At 71.8% G+C, this 18,794-nt stretch carries 18 protein-coding genes and 1 pseudogene; 8 read left to right on the forward strand and 11 right to left on the reverse strand.

What is annotated here, in order from left to right; translation table 11 throughout:
* Nucleotides 1-71 precede the first annotated feature (71 nt).
* Together O1Q96_RS11435 and O1Q96_RS11440 are read left to right on the forward strand one after the other, a co-directional pair.
* Nucleotides 72-932 (forward strand): helix-turn-helix domain-containing protein, encoded by an 861-nt coding sequence (locus O1Q96_RS11435; protein WP_269248060.1) that lies wholly within the window; start codon nt 72-74, stop codon nt 930-932.
* On the forward strand, nt 933-1,196 hold the full coding sequence (locus O1Q96_RS11440; protein ID WP_217460243.1) for a DUF397 domain-containing protein: 264 nt from the start codon (nt 933-935) through the stop codon (nt 1,194-1,196).
* 504 nt (nt 1,197-1,700) lie between these two features.
* Here O1Q96_RS11440 and pdxR read toward each other — a convergent pair.
* Nucleotides 1,701-3,110: a MocR-like pyridoxine biosynthesis transcription factor PdxR gene (pdxR, locus tag O1Q96_RS11445; protein WP_269248061.1), complete on the reverse strand. Its 1,410-nt coding sequence runs from the start codon at nt 3,108-3,110 to the stop codon at nt 1,701-1,703.
* Nucleotides 3,111-3,343: 233 nt separating this feature from the next.
* On the opposite strand from pdxR, the gene O1Q96_RS11450 reads away from it, so the two are divergent.
* The gene (locus O1Q96_RS11450; RefSeq protein WP_269253571.1) at nt 3,344-3,811 is read left to right on the forward strand and encodes a carboxymuconolactone decarboxylase family protein; all 468 of its coding nucleotides are present in this window, start codon (nt 3,344-3,346) and stop codon (nt 3,809-3,811) included.
* Between the two features lie 33 nt (nt 3,812-3,844).
* Here the strand turns inward: O1Q96_RS11450 and O1Q96_RS11455 are convergent, their stop codons facing one another.
* From O1Q96_RS11455 to O1Q96_RS11465, 3 genes and pseudogenes are all read right to left on the reverse strand, one after another.
* On the reverse strand, nt 3,845-5,332 hold the full coding sequence (locus tag O1Q96_RS11455; RefSeq protein WP_269248062.1) for a glutamate synthase subunit beta: 1,488 nt from the start codon (nt 5,330-5,332) through the stop codon (nt 3,845-3,847).
* Between the two features lie 241 nt (nt 5,333-5,573).
* A complete protein-coding gene (locus tag O1Q96_RS11460; RefSeq protein ID WP_269248063.1) occupies nt 5,574-6,053 on the reverse strand; it encodes an anthrone oxygenase family protein in 480 nt (159 codons plus the stop codon).
* Between the two features lie 415 nt (nt 6,054-6,468).
* Nucleotides 6,469-7,158 (reverse strand): annotated as a pseudogene (locus tag O1Q96_RS11465) (DUF2293 domain-containing protein); the annotation flags it as partial.
* 158 nt (nt 7,159-7,316) lie between these two features.
* Here O1Q96_RS11465 and O1Q96_RS11470 point away from each other — a divergent pair.
* Together O1Q96_RS11470 and O1Q96_RS11475 are read left to right on the forward strand one after the other, a co-directional pair.
* Complete coding sequence (locus tag O1Q96_RS11470; protein ID WP_269248064.1) at nt 7,317-7,958, forward strand: nucleoside/nucleotide kinase family protein; 642 nt, start codon at nt 7,317-7,319, stop codon at nt 7,956-7,958.
* A gap of 235 nt (nt 7,959-8,193) precedes the next feature.
* Entirely contained in the window at nt 8,194-8,622 is a 429-nt protein-coding gene (locus O1Q96_RS11475) for a CBS domain-containing protein (protein WP_269248065.1), read from the forward strand.
* Between the two features lie 63 nt (nt 8,623-8,685).
* On the opposite strand, the gene O1Q96_RS11480 is transcribed toward O1Q96_RS11475, so the two are convergent.
* Nucleotides 8,686-9,813, reverse strand: coding sequence for a magnesium and cobalt transport protein CorA (locus O1Q96_RS11480; RefSeq protein ID WP_269248066.1), 1,128 nt, complete (start codon nt 9,811-9,813; stop codon nt 8,686-8,688).
* A 233-nt stretch (nt 9,814-10,046) separates the two neighbouring features.
* Here O1Q96_RS11480 and O1Q96_RS11485 point away from each other — a divergent pair, with 233 nt between their 5' ends.
* Entirely contained in the window at nt 10,047-10,841 is a 795-nt protein-coding gene (locus O1Q96_RS11485) for a methyltransferase domain-containing protein (protein WP_269248067.1), read from the forward strand.
* Nucleotides 10,842-10,853: 12 nt separating this feature from the next.
* Here O1Q96_RS11485 and O1Q96_RS11490 read toward each other — a convergent pair whose 3' ends face one another.
* Nucleotides 10,854-11,774: a carbohydrate kinase family protein gene (locus tag O1Q96_RS11490; RefSeq protein WP_269248068.1), complete on the reverse strand. Its 921-nt coding sequence runs from the start codon at nt 11,772-11,774 to the stop codon at nt 10,854-10,856.
* Nucleotides 11,771-12,676 carry a pseudouridine-5'-phosphate glycosidase gene (locus tag O1Q96_RS11495; RefSeq protein WP_269248069.1) on the reverse strand — a complete coding sequence of 302 codons (906 nt, stop codon included), beginning with the start codon at nt 12,674-12,676 and terminating at the stop codon, nt 11,771-11,773. The genes O1Q96_RS11490 and O1Q96_RS11495 overlap by 4 nt, the downstream gene beginning before the upstream one ends.
* A gap of 99 nt (nt 12,677-12,775) precedes the next feature.
* Between O1Q96_RS11495 and O1Q96_RS11500 the strand changes: the two genes are divergently transcribed.
* On the forward strand, nt 12,776-13,204 hold the full coding sequence (locus O1Q96_RS11500; protein ID WP_269248070.1) for a VOC family protein: 429 nt from the start codon (nt 12,776-12,778) through the stop codon (nt 13,202-13,204).
* 108 nt (nt 13,205-13,312) lie between these two features.
* Here the strand turns inward: O1Q96_RS11500 and fdhA are convergent, their stop codons facing one another.
* From fdhA to O1Q96_RS11520, 4 genes are all read right to left on the reverse strand, one after another.
* Nucleotides 13,313-14,539 (reverse strand): formaldehyde dehydrogenase, glutathione-independent, encoded by a 1,227-nt coding sequence (gene fdhA / locus O1Q96_RS11505; protein ID WP_269248071.1) that lies wholly within the window; start codon nt 14,537-14,539, stop codon nt 13,313-13,315.
* A 116-nt stretch (nt 14,540-14,655) separates the two neighbouring features.
* The gene (locus O1Q96_RS11510; protein ID WP_269248072.1) at nt 14,656-15,927 is read right to left on the reverse strand and encodes an MFS transporter; all 1,272 of its coding nucleotides are present in this window, start codon (nt 15,925-15,927) and stop codon (nt 14,656-14,658) included.
* Nucleotides 15,928-16,125: 198 nt separating this feature from the next.
* Nucleotides 16,126-16,680, reverse strand: coding sequence for a methylated-DNA--[protein]-cysteine S-methyltransferase (locus O1Q96_RS11515; RefSeq protein ID WP_269248073.1), 555 nt, complete (start codon nt 16,678-16,680; stop codon nt 16,126-16,128).
* Between the two features lie 95 nt (nt 16,681-16,775).
* Nucleotides 16,776-17,651, reverse strand: coding sequence for a glycerophosphodiester phosphodiesterase (locus O1Q96_RS11520; RefSeq protein ID WP_269248074.1), 876 nt, complete (start codon nt 17,649-17,651; stop codon nt 16,776-16,778).
* A gap of 277 nt (nt 17,652-17,928) precedes the next feature.
* Between O1Q96_RS11520 and O1Q96_RS11525 the strand changes: the two genes are divergently transcribed.
* The gene (locus tag O1Q96_RS11525) at nt 17,929-18,786 is read left to right on the forward strand and encodes an MHYT domain-containing protein (protein WP_269248075.1); all 858 of its coding nucleotides are present in this window, start codon (nt 17,929-17,931) and stop codon (nt 18,784-18,786) included.
* Nucleotides 18,787-18,794: the final 8 nt, after the last annotated feature.

An 18,794-nucleotide genomic window follows, 5' to 3' on the forward strand; every position in this document is an offset into this window, starting at 1 on the left:
CGTCAGTTGGGTACCCGTACGGGGCCCGAACAGGCGCCGCCCCGGCTGTCTGGACATAAATGGAGGTGGACGTGAGCGAGCCGCGGTCCGCGCCGACGGTCGGGCAGGTCGTCCTCGGACGGCGCCTGCTGGACCTGCGGGAACGCGCGGGGCTCAAGCGTGAGGAGGCGGCGCGCATCCTGCGTGTCACCGCCGCCACCGTCCGCCGTATGGAGATGGCCGAGGTAAGCCTCAAGATCCCGTACCTCCAGCTCCTGCTGAAGTCGTACGGCGTCGCCGACGAGGAGGCCGAGGCCTTCGTCACGCTCGCCGAGGAGGCGAACCAGCCGGGCTGGTGGCAGCGGTTCCACGACATCCTGCCGGGCTGGTTCTCGATGTACGTGAGCCTGGAGGGAGCGGCCTCCCTCATCCGGTCCTACGAACCCCACTTCGTGCCCGGAGTGCTGCAGACCGAGGAGTACGCGCGTGGCGTCATGGAATCCGGCGCCATCGGCCAGACCAGACCCGAGGACATCGAGCGCCATGTGGCGCTGCGTATGCAACGGCAGGAACTGCTGACGCGCGAGGGCGCGCCCCGGTTCTGGGCCGTGATGGACGAGACCGCCCTGCGTCGCCCGGTGGGCGGCCCCGAGGTCATGCGCGGCCAGCTCGACAGGCTGCTCGAGGCCACGAAGCTGCCCAACGTGACCCTGCAGATCGCCCCGTTCTCATCGGGGCCGCACGCGGGCACGTACGGGCCGTTCGTGCTGTTCCGCTTTGCCATGCCCGAACTGCCGGACATGGTCTACAGCGAGTACCTGACCGGCGCCGTCTACCTGGACGCGCGTACCGAGGTGGCAACCCACCTCGAGGTCATGGACCGCATGGCGGCGCAGGCCGCCACGGCACATCGCACGAAGGAGATCCTGCTGGATCTCCGCAAGGAGCTGTGAATGGATCGCATCAAGTCCCGGATACGCGTCGCGCGGATCTACAACGGCATGCCCGCCAGGGAACTGGGCAGCGAAGGCTGGCACAAGCCGTGGAGCGGGGGCAACGGCGGCAACTGCCTGGAGGCGATGAAGCTCGCCGACGGCCGGATCGCGGTCCGTCAGTCGGCCGACCCTGACGGTCCGGCCCTCATCTACACCCCCGGTGAGATGACCGCGTTCATCCAGGGAGCGAAGGCGGGGGAGGCGGACTTCCTGCTCTCCTGAGGCCGCTGACCGGCCTCTTCCCGTTCCCCGTCTCTCTCTGCTCCCTCTGTCTCCGCTCATTCTGTCTCTCCGCCTCGGCCTACGGCAGACCCGGTCGGCTCGGCGCCGATCCGGTCACTTCAGGGCCGGCCCGCCCGACGCGGAGCTGATCCGATCGACGCATCGACGCAAGGCCGCTTCGGCCGACACGGATCACCGACCCGGAACCAGAACCATCTGCGCCGTGGCGCGCCCACGAGCCGGCTCACCGCCCCACCGGGGGCCGGCGACTGGTGGGGCCCGGGCCGAGGCCGGCGCGCAGAGGACCCGCTCGAAGGGCGGCGGTCCGACCGCGACATCGCGTCAAACCGACCGCGTCCGACGGGGACACCCGCCCGGTATCCCGGTATCCCGGTATCCCGGTATCCCGGCATTCCGATGTGACGAGGTACGCCGAGGTCGTCGCCCGGGCATGGCACCCGCTTGGGCCCCGGCGCATGAGGGTTCCGGCCACCTGCCCTGCCCTCACGGGGGCGGCAGCGCGGCGCACAACGCCTCCAGCGCGGCCCCGTACGCGTGGTCCGAAGGCGTGGCGTAACCCACGACGAGCCCGTCCGGCGAGGCCATGACCGCCTCCGGGTGCCGGAACTCCGCCAGCCCGTCCAGCGCGAGGCCCTGCCACACGGCGGCCTTGACCGCGGACCGCTCGCTGCCCGGTGGCAGCCGCAGCACCGCGTGCAGTCCGGCCGCGATCCCGGTGACCTCGACGTGCGGCGCGTGTTCGGCGAGCGCCCCGACCAGCCGGTCCCGCCGGCTCCGGTACCGCTGCCGCATCCGCCGCACATGACGGTCGTACGACCCTGACGCGACGAAGTCCGCGAGCGCCAACTGGTCCAGGGCGCTCGCCCACGCCTCCCGCTCACCCTTGGCCGCCAGCACGTCCTCGACGTACCGCTCGGGAAGGACCATCCAGCCGAGCCGCACCGCGGGCGACAGGCTCTTGCTGACCGAGCCGATGTGGACGACCCGCTCCGGATCGAGGCCCTGTACGGCTCCGACGGGCTTGCGGTCGTAGCGGAACTCGCCGTCGTAGTCGTCCTCCAGGACCACCCCTCCACGCGCGCGTGCCCAGTCGATGACGGCGGCACGCCGAGCGGGATGCAGGGGTCCGCCGGTCGGGAACTGGTGCGCGGGCGTGAGCAGTACGGCCCGTTCCCTGTCCAGGCCGTCGACCCGGGCGCCGTCCTCGTCGAGAGGCAGCGGGACGGTCCGCACCCCGGCCGCCGTCAGCAGCCCCCGGTGGAAGGCGAGACCGTACGACTCGACGCCCAGGGGGCCGCGCAGAACCGCGGGGAAGAGCAGCCGCAGGGCGTGCGCGAAACCCGAACAGATCACGATCCGTCCCGGCTCGGTGCGCACGCCACGCGCGCGTGCCAGGTACTCCGTGAGCGCTTCCCGCAGTTCGAGGCGCCCCGCGGGATCGCCGGGACCGAACACCTCGTTGGGAGCCGTCTGGAGAGCCCGCCGGTACGAGGCGAACCAGGCGGCGCGGGGGAACGACGACGCGTCGGGGGCGCCCTGTCGCAGGTCGTGCCGCGGTCCACGCGCGCGTGGAGGTGCCTTCTTGGGTACGCGCGCCCGGGTCCCCAGCGGCTCGGCACGCTCGGCGACGCGCGTGCCCGAGCCCTGCCGCGCGGTGAGCCAGCCCTCGGCGACGAGTTCGGCGTACGCGTCGGCCACCGTGTTGCGGGCCACCGCCAGATCCGCGGCGAGCGAGCGGTACGGGGGCAGCCGGGTGCCCGGAGCGAGACGCCCACTGCGGATCGCCTCGCGCAGGGCGCGGATGAGGGCGGCACGGCGACCGCCCGGGCCGGACAGTTCCAGATGCAGGTCGACACCGATGTGCTCCGCAGGATTGACCCGTGAATCCACCATGGAAATGCACCCTACAGCGGGTCTTTGAGCCGCATAGATTCATGGTCATGACGACGAACGCGACGAACGCCCAGGCCGTGACGAGTTCGACGGCCACGACGAACGCGGCGACTGCGGATACCGGCGCGTACGCGGCGCCCGGGACGAGCGGGGCGAACACGACCGGCACGGCGAGGGCGACCGGTACCGCGACTGCGACGCACGCGAGGGCCGAGGCTCCCGCGGGAGCGGGAGTGCGCGCACGGGTGGCCGAAAATGGTCGCCTCGACTTCGCGAAGTCCGCCCCCAAGGCCTTCCGTGCCCTCGTCGGCTTCGACGCCGCGGCCCGTGAAGGGCTCGACCCGGCCCTCGTCGAACTGATCCAGATACGCGCCTCGCACCTCAACCACTGCGCGTACTGCCTCCACATGCACACCAACGACGCGCGCAGGGCCGGCGAGTGCGAGGACCGGCTGCACCTGGTCGCGGTGTGGCGCGAGGCCCCGCACTTCTTCACCGACAGGGAGCGGGCGGCCCTCGCTCTGACGGAGGCGGTGACCCTGGTCGCCGACCGGGGCGTCCCCGCCGACGTCTACGCCGAGGCCGCCGCGCACTTCGACGACACGGAGCTGGCCCGGGTACTGGCCCTGATCTTCGCGATCAACACCTGGAACCGGGTCGCCCTGTCGACGGCGAAGGTGGCGGGGACGGACACACGCTGACCGGCGCCGACGGGTGGGCGAGGTGCTCCCGGGTCACGCCGTCATGGGCCGGTCGTGCGGTCCGATCGGCGCCGGCAGCCGGGAGTCGCCCGTCAGGTGGCGGTCCACCGCGGCCGCCACCGCCCGGCCCTCGGCGATCGCCCACACGATGAGGGACTGACCGCGAGCCGCGTCCCCGGCGGCGTACACACCCGGCACGTCGGTCGCGAACTCCGCGTCACGGACGATCGTGCCGCGGGCGTCGAGGCCGATGCCGAGCTGGTCGACGAGGCCGTCGGAGCGGTCGGGCCCGGAGAACCCGAGGGCGAGCAGCACGAGGTCGGCGGGGAGCACGCGCCCGGTGCCGGAGCGAGGGCGCCGCTCGGCGTCGACCCCGACGAGGTGCAGCGCACGCACCCGCCCGGCCGCGTCCCCCGTGAAGCGGAGCGTGGACGCCGCGAAGAGCCGGGCGTCCGCGTCGGCCGCGGGCGCGGTCTCCAGGTCCCGGGCCTCCTCGTGCGCGGCCGACAAGCGGTAGATCCTCGGGTACACCGGCCACGGTTCGAAGTCCTCGTCGCGCTCCGCCCCCGGCTGCGCGTAGATGTCCAGCTGGGTCACGGACTTCGCCCCCTCGCGTACCGCCGTACCCAGACAGTCCGCGCCCGTGTCGCCGCCGCCGACGATCACGACGTCCTTGCCCGCCGCGGACAGCGGAGACGTCTCCAGATCCCCCTCGCACACCCGGTTGGCCAGCGGCAGATACTCCATCGCCTGATGGATTCCGCTCAACTCCCGACCCTCTACCGGCAGTTCACGCCAGGCCGTGGCGCCGACGGCCAGGACGACGGCGTCGTACCGGGCCCGCAGCTCCGCCGCCCCGACGTCCCGGCCGACGGCGGTCGACGTACGGAACTTGGTCCCCTCCACCCGCATCTGCGCGATCCGTCGCTCCAGGTGCCGCTTCTCCATCTTGAACGCGGGGATGCCGTACCGCATCAGCCCGCCGAGCCGGTCGTCCCGCTCGTAGACGGCGACGGTGTGTCCGGCGCGGGTCAGCTGCTGCGCCGCCGCGAGCCCCGTGGGGCCGGAGCCGATCACGGCGACGGTCCGCCCCGACAGCCGGTCCGGCGGTCGCGGCGGCGCGAACCCGTCGGCCCAGGCCCGGTCTGCGATGGCGACCTCCACGTTCTTGATCGTGACCGCGGGCTGGTTGATCGCCAGCACACAGCCCGCCTCGCACGGGGCGGGGCACAACCGGCCGGTGAACTCGGGAAAGTTGTTCGTCGCGTGCAACCGGTCGCTCGCCGTACGCCAGTCGTCGCGCGCGACGAGGTCGTTCCACTCGGGGATCAGATTGCCCAGCGGACACGCGTCGTGGCAGAAGGGGATGCCGCAGTCCATGCACCGGTCGGCCTGCGTGCGGACGATCGGCAGCAGCGCCCCGGGAACGTACACCTCGTCCCAGTCCCGCACCCGGTCCCCGACGGGCCGGCGCGGCCACTCCTCGCGGGAGGCATTGAGGAAACCCTTGGGATCGGCCATGGCCGTCTCCCTCGCGTATGCGAACGGGGCCCGTACCGTCTCCGCCACCAGCTCCGACACCGTGGTCCGGGCGGCTCGCAGGGCCTATCGGCAGACTCTCCCCGCCACGATACGACGCCGCCGCCCAGCCCGCCCCAGGTGAGCGCCCCTCCGGCGCACTCGAACGCCGCTCGGGTGTGCCCGAACCCGCTCCGGTGCGCCCAGAGCTGCTCCGGAGCGCCCGTACGCCGCTCCGGTGCTCTCAGGTCAGCGCCAGCACATAGGAGATCGTTCCGGCCGACGCGGCGACCGTCCGTATGTGGTTCCACCTCGACCACTCGCTCACATATGTGGGCCAGTACGCGATGGCCTCCGGGGAACCGGGGTCCATCCCCGCGAGCTTGTTGTTGCGCGGGACGTTCGCGGCGATCGTGACCCCGAAACAGCCGAACAGGTACAGCGCGCTGCCCACCAGCAGCTCCACCGTGCCCTCGTCGGGCCACAGCACGAAGGTGACCACCGCGATCACGGCACACACCACGGCGGGGCCGAGGAACACGAGCATGAAGGCCGGCGTCAGCGCGGTCACGTTGATCGCCTGCATCGCCGCGACGCCCTGCGCCGGCGGCAGCGCGGCCAGGCCCTTCATCACGAACGTGGAGAACGCGCAGAAGGCCCCGGCCACCAGCCCGGTGCCGAGCACGCCCACCACGGTGAGCACGAAGTACGGTCCCTCGATCATGGCCACTCCCGTGTAGGCAAAACCTCTGGCTGACAACCCGCGTACCGCTCCCGGAACCGTTGGGCCGGACGACTCCGAACCCGAAGATCCTGCACGGCACTCCCTGTCACCACAAGTGAAATGCCGTACGGGGAGGGTCACCATGGCCGAAGGGCTCGGAGGCATGTCCGGGCGTCTCAAGGGCCGGGGGAGGGGCTTCTCCCGAGGCCTCGGACCACCCGGCCCGGGACCCGCGCCGAGGCCGCCCGCCCCGGGCCCGTCCCTCTCCGGCCCGTCCGTCTTCGGCTTGTCCGTCCGCTGTCCTTTCGTCCCCGGCCGGTTCGTCCCCGGCCGGTTCGTCTGCGGCCCGGCCGTCCACGGTCCGTCCGCTCCCGGCCCGCCCTTCTCCGGCCCGCTCGTCCCCGGTCCGTCCACCGCCTGTCCGTCCGCTCTCACGCCACTCCGCGAGCGTCGCCTCGACCGCGGGAGCGATCCGGCGGCGGGCCTCGTGGCGCTGGACCCCCCTCATCAGCAACTGGTCGTACGGGGTGTCCGTGTGCCGGACCGCCGCGCGCACGGCGGACAGCACCGCCGCTTCGGACAACGCGCGCCCGGCGGCGCTGCGCCCCACCCGCCCGCTGCCCCGCAGCGAGGCGTGCGCGGCGATGGCGCGCGCCCGGTCGGCCGGGCAGCCGGGGAACCGCCGCCGGATCTCCCACGCGAAGGCGTCGGTGAACCGCCCATCCTCCGCGGCCCGCCGCCGAGCGTCCCGCACACGGCGCCGCCGTCGCGCCTCCGCGTCCGCCAGACACCGCTCCTCGGCCCGCGCGAGCGCCGCCTCCTCGACGAGCACCCCCTGTCGCTCGTACCGGCCCCGTCGCCGGTTGAACCGCACCACGACCGCCGACAATCCGCTCCCCTCCCGCGACCTCCGCGTCAACGCCGTGTCACCCCGCGGCAGGAACACCAGGTGCCCGAGGTCCGCACAGTCGAGACACCGCGGTGTCCCCTCCTCCAGCACCAGCAGCGGGAGGGGACCGCACCGGCACTCGCCACAGTGCCGCCTCTTCAACGGCTGGACGACGAGAGGCCCGATGCGGGGCGGAGGAGTTGCCGTGGTCGCCATGGGCGGTTCATTCCCGGCCGGAGACCCGGCGCACGCCGACCCGCGAACCTCTCCTGTGCAGTCCCTTCCCTCGTCGCCGTGTCGCCGGTCGCGCCACCCGGCGCGGTGGAGCCGCTCATGAACATGCGGCCGTCGTACATGTGCGCCCGCGCGGCATCATGGGCCGTGTGCGACTCGAAGCGATCACCTGGGACCGGCTCGGCGAACTCCTCGCCGAGCGCCTGCTCGACCTGGAGCCGGCCGACGGCAGCCCCTGGCCGCGCATCGCCTTCGACGGTGCCCCGGCCGCCCGCCCGGGCGACCTCGCCGAACGCGTCGCCGAAGCCCTTCGCCCGCGCGGCCGGTTCGCCCTGGTCATCAGCACGGAGGGCTATCTGAGGCCCGCCTCGCTCCGGTTCGAGTACGGCCGCCAGGACGTGGAGTCCTACTACGACGGCCGGCTCGACACCGGTGCCCTGTGGCGCGAGGTCTTCGGCCCGCTGGAACCGGGCGGTGACGGACGCGTCCTGCCCGACCTCCTGGACCCGGCGACCGACCGCGCCACCCGCAGCCCGTACATCCAACTCCCTCCGGGCGCCGTGCTGCTGCTGCACGGACCACTGCTCCTGCGGCACTGGTTCCCGTTCGACCTCGCCGTCCACGTGCACCTCTCCCCGGCCGCCCTGCGCCGGCGCACCCCGGAAGAAGAACACTGGACGCTCCCCGCGTACGAGCGCTACGAGAGCGAGACGGCTCCGGGGGACACGGCCGATGTCCTGGTGCGCGCGGACGACCCGCGCCACCCGGCGTGGAACGGCTGACCCGACAGCCGACAGCCGACAGCCGACAGCCGACAGCCAGAGGGTCCCGGTCCTCCGCTGACCGGGCGGATCGCCGGCTTCCCGCTGCGGGACAGGGAAGGGTGGGGCGCGGATGTCAGCCGGTGACCGCGGACCTCCGGGTGCGTATCTCCTCGTACCCGGCGAGAATGTATGGCGCCGGGACCAGCGGTGCGTGCCCGCGCCGCGCCGGCCGTCCGGCACCGGGAGGTACTACATGACCACCGCCGGAGACATCATGCACCGCGGCGCCCAGTGGATCCCCGCACACGAGACTCTGGATCGGGCCGCACAGCTGATGCGTGAACTCAACGTGGGCGCGCTGCCCATCAGCGACGAGAACGAACGGCTCTGCGGCATCCTCACGGACCGCGACATCGTGATCGGGTGTGTGGCCATGGGCCACGACCCGGCCCGCGTCACCGCGGGCGAGATGGCCAAGGGCACTCCACGCTGGATCGAGGCGAGCGCCGACGTCAGCGACGTGCTCGGTGAAATGCAGGGTCATCAGATCCGTCGCCTCCCTGTGATCGACAACAAGCGCCTGGTCGGAATGATCAGCGAGTCCGATCTGGCCAGGCACCTGACGGACGAACAGCTCGCGGGCTGGGTCGAGGGCGTCTACGCGAAGGGCGCGGCACGCTGACGGCGTAGCTCCCAGGGCATTACGGGGAGGCCCCGCCCGGCAGACCGTGCCGGGCGGGCAGCGTCACAGCCAGCCGTTTCGCTTGAAACCCCGGAAGAGGGTGAAGCACGCGACGGCGATCATGCCGACCGCCAGGGGGTAGCCGAACTTCCAGTGCAGCTCCGGCATGTGGTCGAAGTTCATGCCGTAGACACCGCAGACCATCGTCGGCACGGCGATCAGCGCCGCCCACGCCGTGATCTTCCGCATGTCCTCGTTCTGCGCGACGCTGACCTGTGCGAGATGCGCCTGCAGGATCGAGTTGAGCAGTTCGTCGAACGCGGCTATCTGCTCGGCGGCTCGCAGCTGGTGGTCGGAGACGTCCCGGAAATAGGCCTGTATCTCCGGGTCGATCACCCGTATCGGCCGCGTGGCGAGATCCATGATGGGCCGGCCCAGCGGGACCACTGCCCGCTTCAGCTCGAGCAGTTCACGCTTGAGCTGGTAGATGCGCCCGGGGTCGGCCCGCGCGCCGTTCTCCGCGAACACGTCCGTCTCGACCTCGTCGATGTCCTCCTGGACGGCGTCCGTGACGTTCAGATAGTCGTCCACCACATGGTCCGCGATGGCGTGCAGTACGGCGGCCGGCCCCTTGGCGAGCTGCTGCGGGTCGGCCTCCAGCTCCTCGCGCAGCGGGCCGAGGGAACCATGCCGACCGTGCCGCACGGTGACCACGAAGTCCCGGCCGACGAACACCATGATCTCGCCGGTGTTCACCACTTCGCTGGTCGCCGTCAGTTCGGTGTGTTCGACGTAGCAGACCGTCTTGAACACCGCGAACAGCGTCTCGCCGTACCGCTCCAGCTTCGGGCGCTGGTGGGCGTCCACCGCGTCCTCGACGGCCAGCGGGTGCAGATCGAAGAGCTCGGCGATGCCCGCGAACTCCACCTCGGTCGGCTCGTGCAGCCCGAGCCAGACGAAGCCGCCGTCGGCCTTGCGGATCCGCTCCACCGTCTCGACCAGATCGCGGCCGGCCGGGACCCTGGCCCCTTCCTCGTACGCCACGCAGTTCACGACCGCGGAACCCAGCGGTGACCGGGCGGGGTGGCTCAGGTCGACACGAGTGCGCCGCCGTGTCAGCCGTGCCACTCTGCGGAGGCCGCCGACCTTGCTCAGGCCTGTGACCTTCCGCAGATTCACTGCCATGGACATCTGGATCTCCTTGCGTGGATCTCCTCGCGCCGCCCTCTGCGCCTTGCCGCGGCCAGTCTGCCAGGATGTTTTGGCGGCCGGTTACGCCTGGGGGAACGGAACATTCCGTTCCGGAACCACTGCTTCGCCCGATGCTGACGGGGCGTCGGGGCCGCGGATCCGCCGAGTGCGACGCGCTCGCGCCGGGAGCGTCGACCACTCCGGACAAGATGGATAAATGGGATGATCAGCGCATGATGCGAACCGACGCGCACCTCCTCGACAACCGCCAGCCCGATGCGGGGCAGCGTTTCGACGCCCTCGCCGCTCTCTTCGACCCCACGACGTTCCGGCACATCGAACGGTTCGGCATCGGCTCCGGCTGGCGCTGCTGGGAGGTGGGCGCCGGAGGCATGTCCGTGGTGTCCTGGCTCGCCAAGCGGGTCGGCCCCACCGGACGGGTCGTCGCGACCGACCTCGACACCTCATGGGCGCCCTCGAGCGTTCGCCCGCCGATCCAGCTGCGCGTCCACGACGTGGGCGTCGACGAGCCGCCGGGGGAGGGCTTCGACCTCGTGCACGCCCGACTCGTCCTCGCTCATGTGCCGGACAGGGAGCGGGCGTTGTACTCGATGATCAGGGCGCTGCGGCCCGGCGGACGACTTCTGGTCGAGGAGGCCGACCCCACGATGCAGCCGTTGGCCTGCCCGGACGAGCGCGGCCCCGAGCAGCAGCTCGCCAACCGGCTGCGCCATGCGGTGCGAGACACGCTCGCCGAAAGCGGCGTCGAACCGGCGTACGGGCGCAGGCTTCCCCGGCTGCTCCGCGAGGCCGGACTGCGGCAGGTCGAGGCCGACGCGTACTTCCCCATCACCGCTTCCGCCTGCCGGGCGCTCGAGTCCGAGACGGTCGGCCAGGTCCGTGACCAGCTCGTCGCGGCGGGCCTCGCCACCGACCAGGACATCGACCGCCACCTGGCGAACGTCGCCGCGGGCGGGATGGACCTGACCACGGCTCCACTGATCTCGGCATGGGGACGCAAGGTGTAGTGCCCGGGCGGGCTACGCCGCTCGCTCCGGCCTCCCGCCCACCTGCTCCACCGCTCGTGCCCCGGCTCGGCACCCCTCGGTGACCGCCTCCTCCGGCCGGCCGCCGCCCAGCAGCGTGGCCAGGAAGGCGCCGGTGAAGGCGTCACCGGCGCCCGTGGTGTCGACGGGAGCCGCCGGTTTTGCCGGAACCCGGGCCCGGACCGCCCCCGACCGGGCGACGAGGGCCCCGGCGTCGCCCTGCTTGACCACCACCAGCGGAATGAGCCGGCTCAGCTTGGCCGCCGCGTCCCCCGCATCGGGCAGGCCTGTGAGCAGACAGGCCTCGTCCCGGCTCGGCAGCAGGACGTCGACCCCCTCGACGAGCGAGAGGAAACGGTCCGCGCCCAGCACGGCGAGGAACCCCGCCGAGGCGGGATCCACGCTCACCGGTACACCACGCGCGCGTGCCGACTCCAGCGCCGCCGCCACCAGAGCCCGGCACGGCTCGGAGAAGAACAGGTAGCCCGACAGGTGCAGCCACGCGACCCCGTCAAGGAGCGCCGGCGACCAGTCGTCCGCACTGAGTCGCAGGGACGCACCGCTGTCCGTGAGGAACGTGCGCTCCGCCGAGGCATCCGCGTCCACCAGGCAGATCACCGTCCCCGTCGGCGCCCGCGGGTCGACGACCAGATGGGGCCGCACTCCGCAGTCCACCAGTTCCCGCTCGTGCCACGCGGCGGAGTCGGCACCGACCCGGCCGAGGAACCGCACCTCCGTACCGCCCCGACGGGCCGCCCAGCACGCGACGTTGGCGCCCGCGCCGCCCGGCACGGTCCGGACGGCGGCGGCCGTGTCGGTGCCCGGCGCGAGGGGCCCGCGGTGCCGGGCCACGACGTCCGTGATGACGTCACCGACGACAAGAAGAGCCCCACCGGAGCCTCCCGCCCCGGTCACCCCTGCGCCCAGGCCGCCGCGATCCCGCCCGCGAGCCGTACGTTGCCGCGCACCGCCGCGAGGTTGGCCTCCAGTGACGCCCCGTCGGTGTGGCGCACCAGGTGGTCGAGGAGGAAAGGAGTGACCGCCTGGCCGCTCACGCCCTCCGCCTCGCACGCGTGCAGCGCGTCGGCCAGCACGCGCGCGTGGAGCCCGGGATCGAGCTGTTGCGCCTCGGGCACGGGATTGGCGACGATCAGCGCCGACTCGGGCCCGTCCAGCGCGTCCTGCGCGCGCATGACGGCCGCGACCTCGCCGGGCGACTCCAGTGTCCAGTCCACCGGGTGTCCCGAGTCCGACAGGTAGAAGCCGGGAAAGCGCGTCGTCCCGTATCCGGCGACCGCGACCCCCAGTGTCTCCAGGCGTTGCAGGGTCGCCGGCACGTCCAGGATCGACTTCACCCCCGCGCACACCACCGTGATCCGGGTACGGGCGAGGAGCCCGAGGTCGGCGGACTCGTCCTGCGTCGCCGTCCACTCCCTGTGCACACCCCCGAGGCCGCCCGTGGCGAACACCCGCACACCTGCCTGCGCGGCCAGCAGCGCCGTCGCCGACACCGTGGTGGCCCCGCTGGCTCCGGCGGCGACCGCGAGCGGCAGATCGCGATGCCCGAGCTTGCGGATGCCGTCCTCGTTGGCGACCCGCTCCACCTGCTCCTTGTCGAGGCCCACGTGGGGTCGCCCGTCGAGCACGGCGATCGTCGCCGGAACGGCGCCCTCCCGGCGTACGGCGTCCTCCAGTTCCACGGCCACCTGGAGATTGCGCGGACGCGGCAGTCCGTGCGCGATGATCGTGGACTCCAGTGCCACCACGGGCCGCCCCGCGGCCAGCGCCTCCCGCACCTCTTCGGACACCACCAGCACGCGCGTGCCTCCTGTCTGTCGGTTCTCCCCTCATCCCTGGCGGGCGACGCGCCCGGCCAAACCCTTGAGGCCGGCTCAAGAGGGCAGCAGTCTGAGGGCATGACGGACAACACGACACGTCTCGACCATGTAGTCCTCTGGGTACGCGACCCCGTCGCCTCGGCCGACTTCTACGAGAAGGCGGTGGGTCTCGAACCCCTCAGGGTCACCGAGTTCGCCGAGGGAAAGGCGTCCTTCCCTTCCGTACGCCTCAACGAGGAGACCATCTTCGACCTGGCACCCCTGACGATGGCCGCGCGCATGAACGTCGTGCCCGGCGCCGCCGACAGCGCGGGCCACCCGGTCAATCACGTGTGCCTGTCGCTCACGGGCGAGGCCTTCGACGCGCTCCACGCCCGCCTGGAGGAACGCGCCGTACCGCTCTCGGACTTCACGTACGACGCTTTCGGCGCCCGCGGAAAGGCCAGGCGGAGCTTCTACTTCAGGGACCCGGACGGAAACATCTTCGAGGCCCGGCACTACGAGTAGTTCTCAGCCACCGCCACCGCCACCGCCACCGCGGACCATCGACCGAGGGAAACGGGGTGCCCACGAGCAGGGGCACCCCGTTTGACGAGGCATCGCCCGGCCGGTTCCTCAGACGGGCTGTATCCCGTTCAGCACCCCGTGCGGATCCAGCACGTACTTGCGGCCGGCGCCCTGGTCGAACTCGGCGTAGCCGCGCGGTGCGTCGTCCAGACCGATCACCGTCGCGTTGACGGCCTTGGCGATGTGCACCCTCTCGTGCAGGATCGCCTTCATCAGCCCTCGGTGGTACCGCATCACAGGGCACTGACCTGTCGTGAAGCGATGGCTCTTCGCCCATCCCAGGCCGAGGCGCACCTTGAGCGTCCCGGTCCGCGCGTCCTGGTCGGCCCCGCCGGGATCGTCCGTGACGTACAGGCCCGGAATACCCAGCGCACCGCCCGCGCGCGTGATGCCCATCAGCGAGTTGAGCACCGTGGCGGGCGCCTCCGGAGCGTCGGGGCCATGGGCCCGCGCCTCGAAGCCGACCGCGTCGACGGCCGCGTCCACCTCCGGCTCACCCAGGATCTGCTCGATCTGCTCGCCGACGTCGCCCCGGCTGACGTCGACCGTCTCGCAGCCGAAACTCCGCGCCTGCGCGAGACGTTCGGCGTTCAGGTCGCCGACGATGACGACGGCCGCACCGAGCAGCTGCGCCGACGCCGCGGCCGCGAGACCGACCGGGCCCGCACCGGCGACGTACACCGTCGATCCCACTTCGGTCCCCGCGGTCACCGCGCCGTGGAAGCCGGTCGGGAAGATGTCGGACAGCATGGTCAGGTCGAGGAGCTTCTCGCGTGCCTGGTCCCGGTCCGGGAACCGCAGCAGGTTGAAGTCCGCGTACGGGACCATGGCGTACTCCGCCTGGCCTCCGACCCAGCCGCCCATGTCGACATAGCCGTAGGCCGCCCCGGGGCGGGCCGGGTTGACGTTCAGGCAGATGCCGCTCGCGCGCTCCTTGCAGTTGCGGCACCGTCCGCAGGCGATGTTGAAGGGCACCGAGACGATGTCCCCGACCTCGACGAACTCGACGTCCGGGCCGCGCTCGACGACCTCTCCGGTGATTTCGTGCCCGAGGACAAGGCCCTCGGGCGCTGTCGTACGGCCGCGCACCATGTGCTGGTCGCTGCCGCAGATGTTGCTGGCGAGTACTTTCAGGATGACTCCGTGCCGGCACGTGCGGCCGACGTTCGCGGCGGCCACCCCCGGCCCGTCCTGCAGTTCGAGCGTCGGGTAGTCGATGGTCCTGACTTCCACCGCGCCCGGTTTGAGGTACGCGACTGCCCTGTTCCCGCTCATACGTGATCGCCGTCCCTTCGGCCCCCGTGCCTTCGGATGCCAGTGGCTGTACGCAGGGCGGAGTCTGCTACCGCCACGCCGTTCCGGCCAGCCTTCGCGCGGGCCCCGTGGGCCCTTCACGACCGGGAGGGCCGGCCCCTGGTGAACAGCACCAGCGCGCCGAGCGGCAGCAGCAGACAGGCGGCGACGAGGTTCAGCCAGCCGTAGCTCGCCTGGGCGACGACGAGACCGGCGGCGGCCCCGCCGAGCCCCGCGGCCGTGTTCATGGTCAGGTCGGACAGCCCCTGCGCGGCAGCACGCGCGGGCTGGGGCACGGAGTCGGTCAGGAGCGCGGAGCCGGAGACGAGCCCCGCGGACCAGCCGAGACCCAGCAGGAAGAGCCCGGCGGCGGTCTGCTCGTGGTCGGCACCCGCGGTACCCGCGAGGAGCGCGGCACAGGCCAGCAGCGCCACGGCGAGAGCGATCACCGGCAGACGCCCGAACCGGTCGGACAGCCGCCCCATGACGGGCGAGAACGCGTACATCCCCGCGATGTGGATGCTGATGACGAGCCCGATCAGATCGATGCCCGCCCCGTGGTGGCCGAGGTCCAGGGGCGTCATCGACATGACCGACACCATCGCCGTGTGCGACACGGCCACCGTGACCAGGGCGAGCCGTGCACGCGGGGACGCCCGGACGGCGGCCGCCCCCGCCCTGATGGACCGCGCGGCGGGCGACTGTTCCTCGACCGGCGCCAGCGCGCGGGCGGTCAGGAGCGGATCGGGCCGCAGCAGCACCGCCACCAGCAGCGCCGATATGAGGAAGACCCCGGCTGCCCACAGGAAGGGGCCCCCCGCCTCCGGTATGCCGAGCCCGGAGACGCTGCGGCCGGCGGGCGCCGCGATGTTGGGGCCGAGGACCGCGCCGATCGTCGTGGCCCACACGACGTTCGAGATGGCGCGTGCCCGCTGCTCGGGCTCGGCCAGGTCGGCGGCCGCGAACCGCGCCTGCAGATTCGCCGACGAGGCCGCGCCGAAGCCCGCCATGCCGGCCAGCAGCAGCGGAAAGCTGCCCACGGCCGCGCCGACCACGACGACCCCCGCTCCCAGCGCTCCGACGAGGTAGGCCAGGACGAGCCCCGGCCGGCGCCCGCGCGCGGTCATCAGCGCGGCCAGCGGTACCGAGAGGACCGCTGTCCCGGCGACGGTCGCGGTGGGCGCGAGCCCGGCGAGCGCCTCGGTACCGGCGACCTCCTGGGCCAGGATCACGGCGAGCGCGATCCCCGTGGCCACACCGAGCCCGCCGAGGATCTGACTGGCTATGAGCACGGCCGAGGTCCGGCGTCGCAAGGCGGACAGTCCGGCCGCGTCGAAAGGCGCGCCGACCTGGCGCTCGACGGCGGTCACCGCGACCCCGCCCGAGTGGGGAGACCGACGGCGGCTACGCCACCCGGGCCGGTGAACTGCACCGGGTCGGACGCGTGCACACGAGTGAAGCAGAACGTGGTCACCGGCATGGTCTCCCCCTCGTCCTGTCTCCAGGACCCCTCACGAACAGCGACTTCGGAGCCGATCCTGCAACACGCCCCCTGAGAAGGGCATCCCTCAGAACAAGGGCTCCGGCAGCACACCCTCCAGCGCCAGCAGCTTCCGCTTCGTCTCCACGCCGCCCCCGAACCCGCCGATGCCGCCGTCGCGCTCCACGACCCGGTGACAGGGCACGACGACCGGCAGCGGATTGGCTCCCATGGCCATCCCCACCGCCTGGGCCGCCCCCGGCCGGCCGACCCGACGCGCCAGGTCGCCATAGCCCACCACCGCCCCGTAGGGAACGCCGGACGACAGCTCGCGGAGCACCTGGCGGTTGAACCCGGAGATCAGGGACCAGTCCAGCGGCAGTTCGAAGTCGTGGAGCTCGCCCGCGAAGTACGCCGCGACCTGGCGTATCGCCTCGGCCAGCAACGGGGACTCCGGGGCTTCGACGGGCTCGGTGCCGAACCGGGAGCCGAGCCGCTCGAGCGTCCTGTCGCGCACCGCGTCCGTGGCGTGGAAGGCAACGCTGACCAGGCCCTCGCCGGTCGCCGCCAGCAGTAGCGGGCCGATGCCGCTGTCGACGACGGCCCACACCACCCGCTGCTCGTTCTGCCCATGGCTGTTCATGCGCTCCACGGTACGGCGCACCACTGACAACGCCGGTGGGCGTGGACGCCCACCGGCGTCCACGCCCACCGGCGTGGGTCCGTTAACCCAAGGGCTCAGCCCTCGCGAAGTGCCTCCCGCACCACGTCCGGCTTGTTCGTGATGACGCCGTCGACACCGAAGCCCGCGACGCGCCGGGTGCCCTGCGCGGTGTCGACGGTCCAGGTGAAGATCTCCAGGGGCCTGCCGTGCGGCCCTTCGAGCGCGTGGATCGCGGCGACGTAGCCGAGGGAGATCGTCGTGTGCGACGAGTTGATCTGGTCGGCGAACTCCGCGTACGCGGGCAGCTGCGCGACCGCCGGAGTGCCCAGGAAGCCCGTCTTGATGTCGGGCCGCAGCGCGTGCACGGTACGCACACTGTCCGCGCTGAAGCTCTGGATCACCAGCTTGCTCCGCACGTGGGCCGGGCCCAGCCAGCCCTCGTTGCTGAGGACCTTGAGGGTCTGCCGTTCGATGCCCGGGTACAGCGCGGGGTTCTTGATCTCCAGGACGAGCTTCTGGTGGTTGCGCGAGACCCGGTTCATGTACTGCTTCAGCGTCGGTACGCGTGCGCCCGCGTACCGAGGGCTGAACCAGCTGCCGGCGTCCAGGCGGGCGATCTCCGCTGCGGTGAAGTCCTTCACCTTCCAGGGGGCCCGCCCGGGGAAGACCTCCTCCACATCGGTCGTGCGGGCCAGGTTGTCGTCGTGGATCACGACGAGCTGGCCGTCCTTGGTGCGCTGGACGTCGTTCTCGACCCAGCGGAACCCGAGACGGTCCGCCTTGTCGATGGCGGCGAGCGTGTTCTCGGGGGCCTGGGCCGAGGCGCCGCGATGGGCGATGACCAGGGGATGGTCGGTGCTCACGGCCGCGTGAGCGGTGGGGATGGGGAGAACGAGGGCGGCGGCTCCCAGGAGCGCGGTGGTCGTGGCGGCGGCAGCGCGCGCGTGCATGCGTACTCCTTGCGTCTGCGATCACGGACGGTTCCAGAGTGACAGCAGGGGGTCAACAACAGGGGGGCGCAGGATGGCCATAGATTGAATGGAGTTGCCCAAGTCCGATCACGCGTGCTGCACAACTGCGGCAAGGCCGTGATTCTTTGCCGCAAAATCGTTCGAGCGTTCCGGCGCGAGTCATACTCTCTGCGTCAACCCTGGTCGCCGTGGCGCTGCCGGGACGGGGGCAATTCACGGGGTTCCGGGATGTAACAGGGCGGAAGGGCAACCGCGCATGCAGGGCACGATCGACGGATTCAGCTATGGACTCGTCACGCCGCTCGTGGCGTACCTGATGGCTTGCCTCGGTGGAGCGCTCGGCCTGCGCTGCACCACGAGATCGATGCTCGTCACCCGCTCCTGGCGCCCCGGCTGGCTCGCGCTCGGCTCCGCGGCGATCGGCTCCGGCATCTGGACCATGCACTTCATCGCGATGATGGGCTTCTCGGTCCGGGAGACCCCGATCCACTACGACAAGCCGATGACCTTCGCGAGCCTCGGCGTCGCGATCCTCATGGTCGGCATCGGGATCTTCATCGTCGGATACCGGGGGGCCTCCGGAACGGCCCTGTTCACCGGGGGCACCATCACCGGTCTGGGCGTCGCCTCGATGCACTACCTGGGCATGGCCGGAATGCGCCTCAACGGCAAGCTCGAGTACAACACCTTCACCGTCGGCGCCTCGGTCCTCATCGCCGTCGCCGCCGCGATCGCGGCCCTGTGGGCGGCGGGCCAGGTCCGGGGCTTCCTGTGGAGCGTGGGCGCGAGCCTCGTGATGGGTCTCGCCGTCAGCGGCATGCACTACACGGGGATGGCCGCCCTGAGCGTCCATCTGCACAGCGCCGCCAGTACTCCTTCCGGGGACTCACCCGCATCCCTGCTGGCGCCCCTGATGATCGGCCCGCTGGCCTTCCTGCTGCTGGCCGGCGTCGTCGTGATGTTCGACCCGCTGATGGTCATGGGCAAGCCCGACTGGAGCCCAGTCGAGCAGAAGCCGGGCATCCCGGCCCACACGGTCCGCCCCACCGGCCGTCGGCACGTGCCCGGCCCGCGCTCCCGTCACCACGGCTCCCGCACCCCGCAGAACTGGTGACGGGACCC

Source organism: Streptomyces aurantiacus (assembly GCF_027107535.1).
In the GTDB taxonomy this organism is placed as follows: domain Bacteria; phylum Actinomycetota; class Actinomycetes; order Streptomycetales; family Streptomycetaceae; genus Streptomyces.

Coding starts and splice junctions, on each gene's coding strand:
- O1Q96_RS11440 (WP_217460243.1), top strand. CDS start 933: ATGGATCGCATCAAGTCCCGGATACGCGTCGCGCGGATCTACAACGGC.
- pdxR (WP_269248061.1), bottom strand. CDS start 3,110: ATGGTGGATTCACGGGTCAATCCTGCGGAGCACATCGGTGTCGACCTG.
- O1Q96_RS11455 (WP_269248062.1), bottom strand. CDS start 5,332: ATGGCCGATCCCAAGGGTTTCCTCAATGCCTCCCGCGAGGAGTGGCCG.
- O1Q96_RS11460 (WP_269248063.1), bottom strand. CDS start 6,053: ATGATCGAGGGACCGTACTTCGTGCTCACCGTGGTGGGCGTGCTCGGC.
- O1Q96_RS11470 (WP_269248064.1), top strand. CDS start 7,317: ATGGGCCGTGTGCGACTCGAAGCGATCACCTGGGACCGGCTCGGCGAA.
- O1Q96_RS11475 (WP_269248065.1), top strand. CDS start 8,194: ATGACCACCGCCGGAGACATCATGCACCGCGGCGCCCAGTGGATCCCC.
- O1Q96_RS11480 (WP_269248066.1), bottom strand. CDS start 9,813: ATGTCCATGGCAGTGAATCTGCGGAAGGTCACAGGCCTGAGCAAGGTC.
- O1Q96_RS11485 (WP_269248067.1), top strand. CDS start 10,047: ATGATGCGAACCGACGCGCACCTCCTCGACAACCGCCAGCCCGATGCG.
- O1Q96_RS11500 (WP_269248070.1), top strand. CDS start 12,776: ATGACGGACAACACGACACGTCTCGACCATGTAGTCCTCTGGGTACGC.
- fdhA (WP_269248071.1), bottom strand. CDS start 14,539: ATGAGCGGGAACAGGGCAGTCGCGTACCTCAAACCGGGCGCGGTGGAA.
- O1Q96_RS11515 (WP_269248073.1), bottom strand. CDS start 16,680: ATGAACAGCCATGGGCAGAACGAGCAGCGGGTGGTGTGGGCCGTCGTC.
- O1Q96_RS11520 (WP_269248074.1), bottom strand. CDS start 17,651: ATGCACGCGCGCGCTGCCGCCGCCACGACCACCGCGCTCCTGGGAGCC.
- O1Q96_RS11525 (WP_269248075.1), top strand. CDS start 17,929: ATGCAGGGCACGATCGACGGATTCAGCTATGGACTCGTCACGCCGCTC.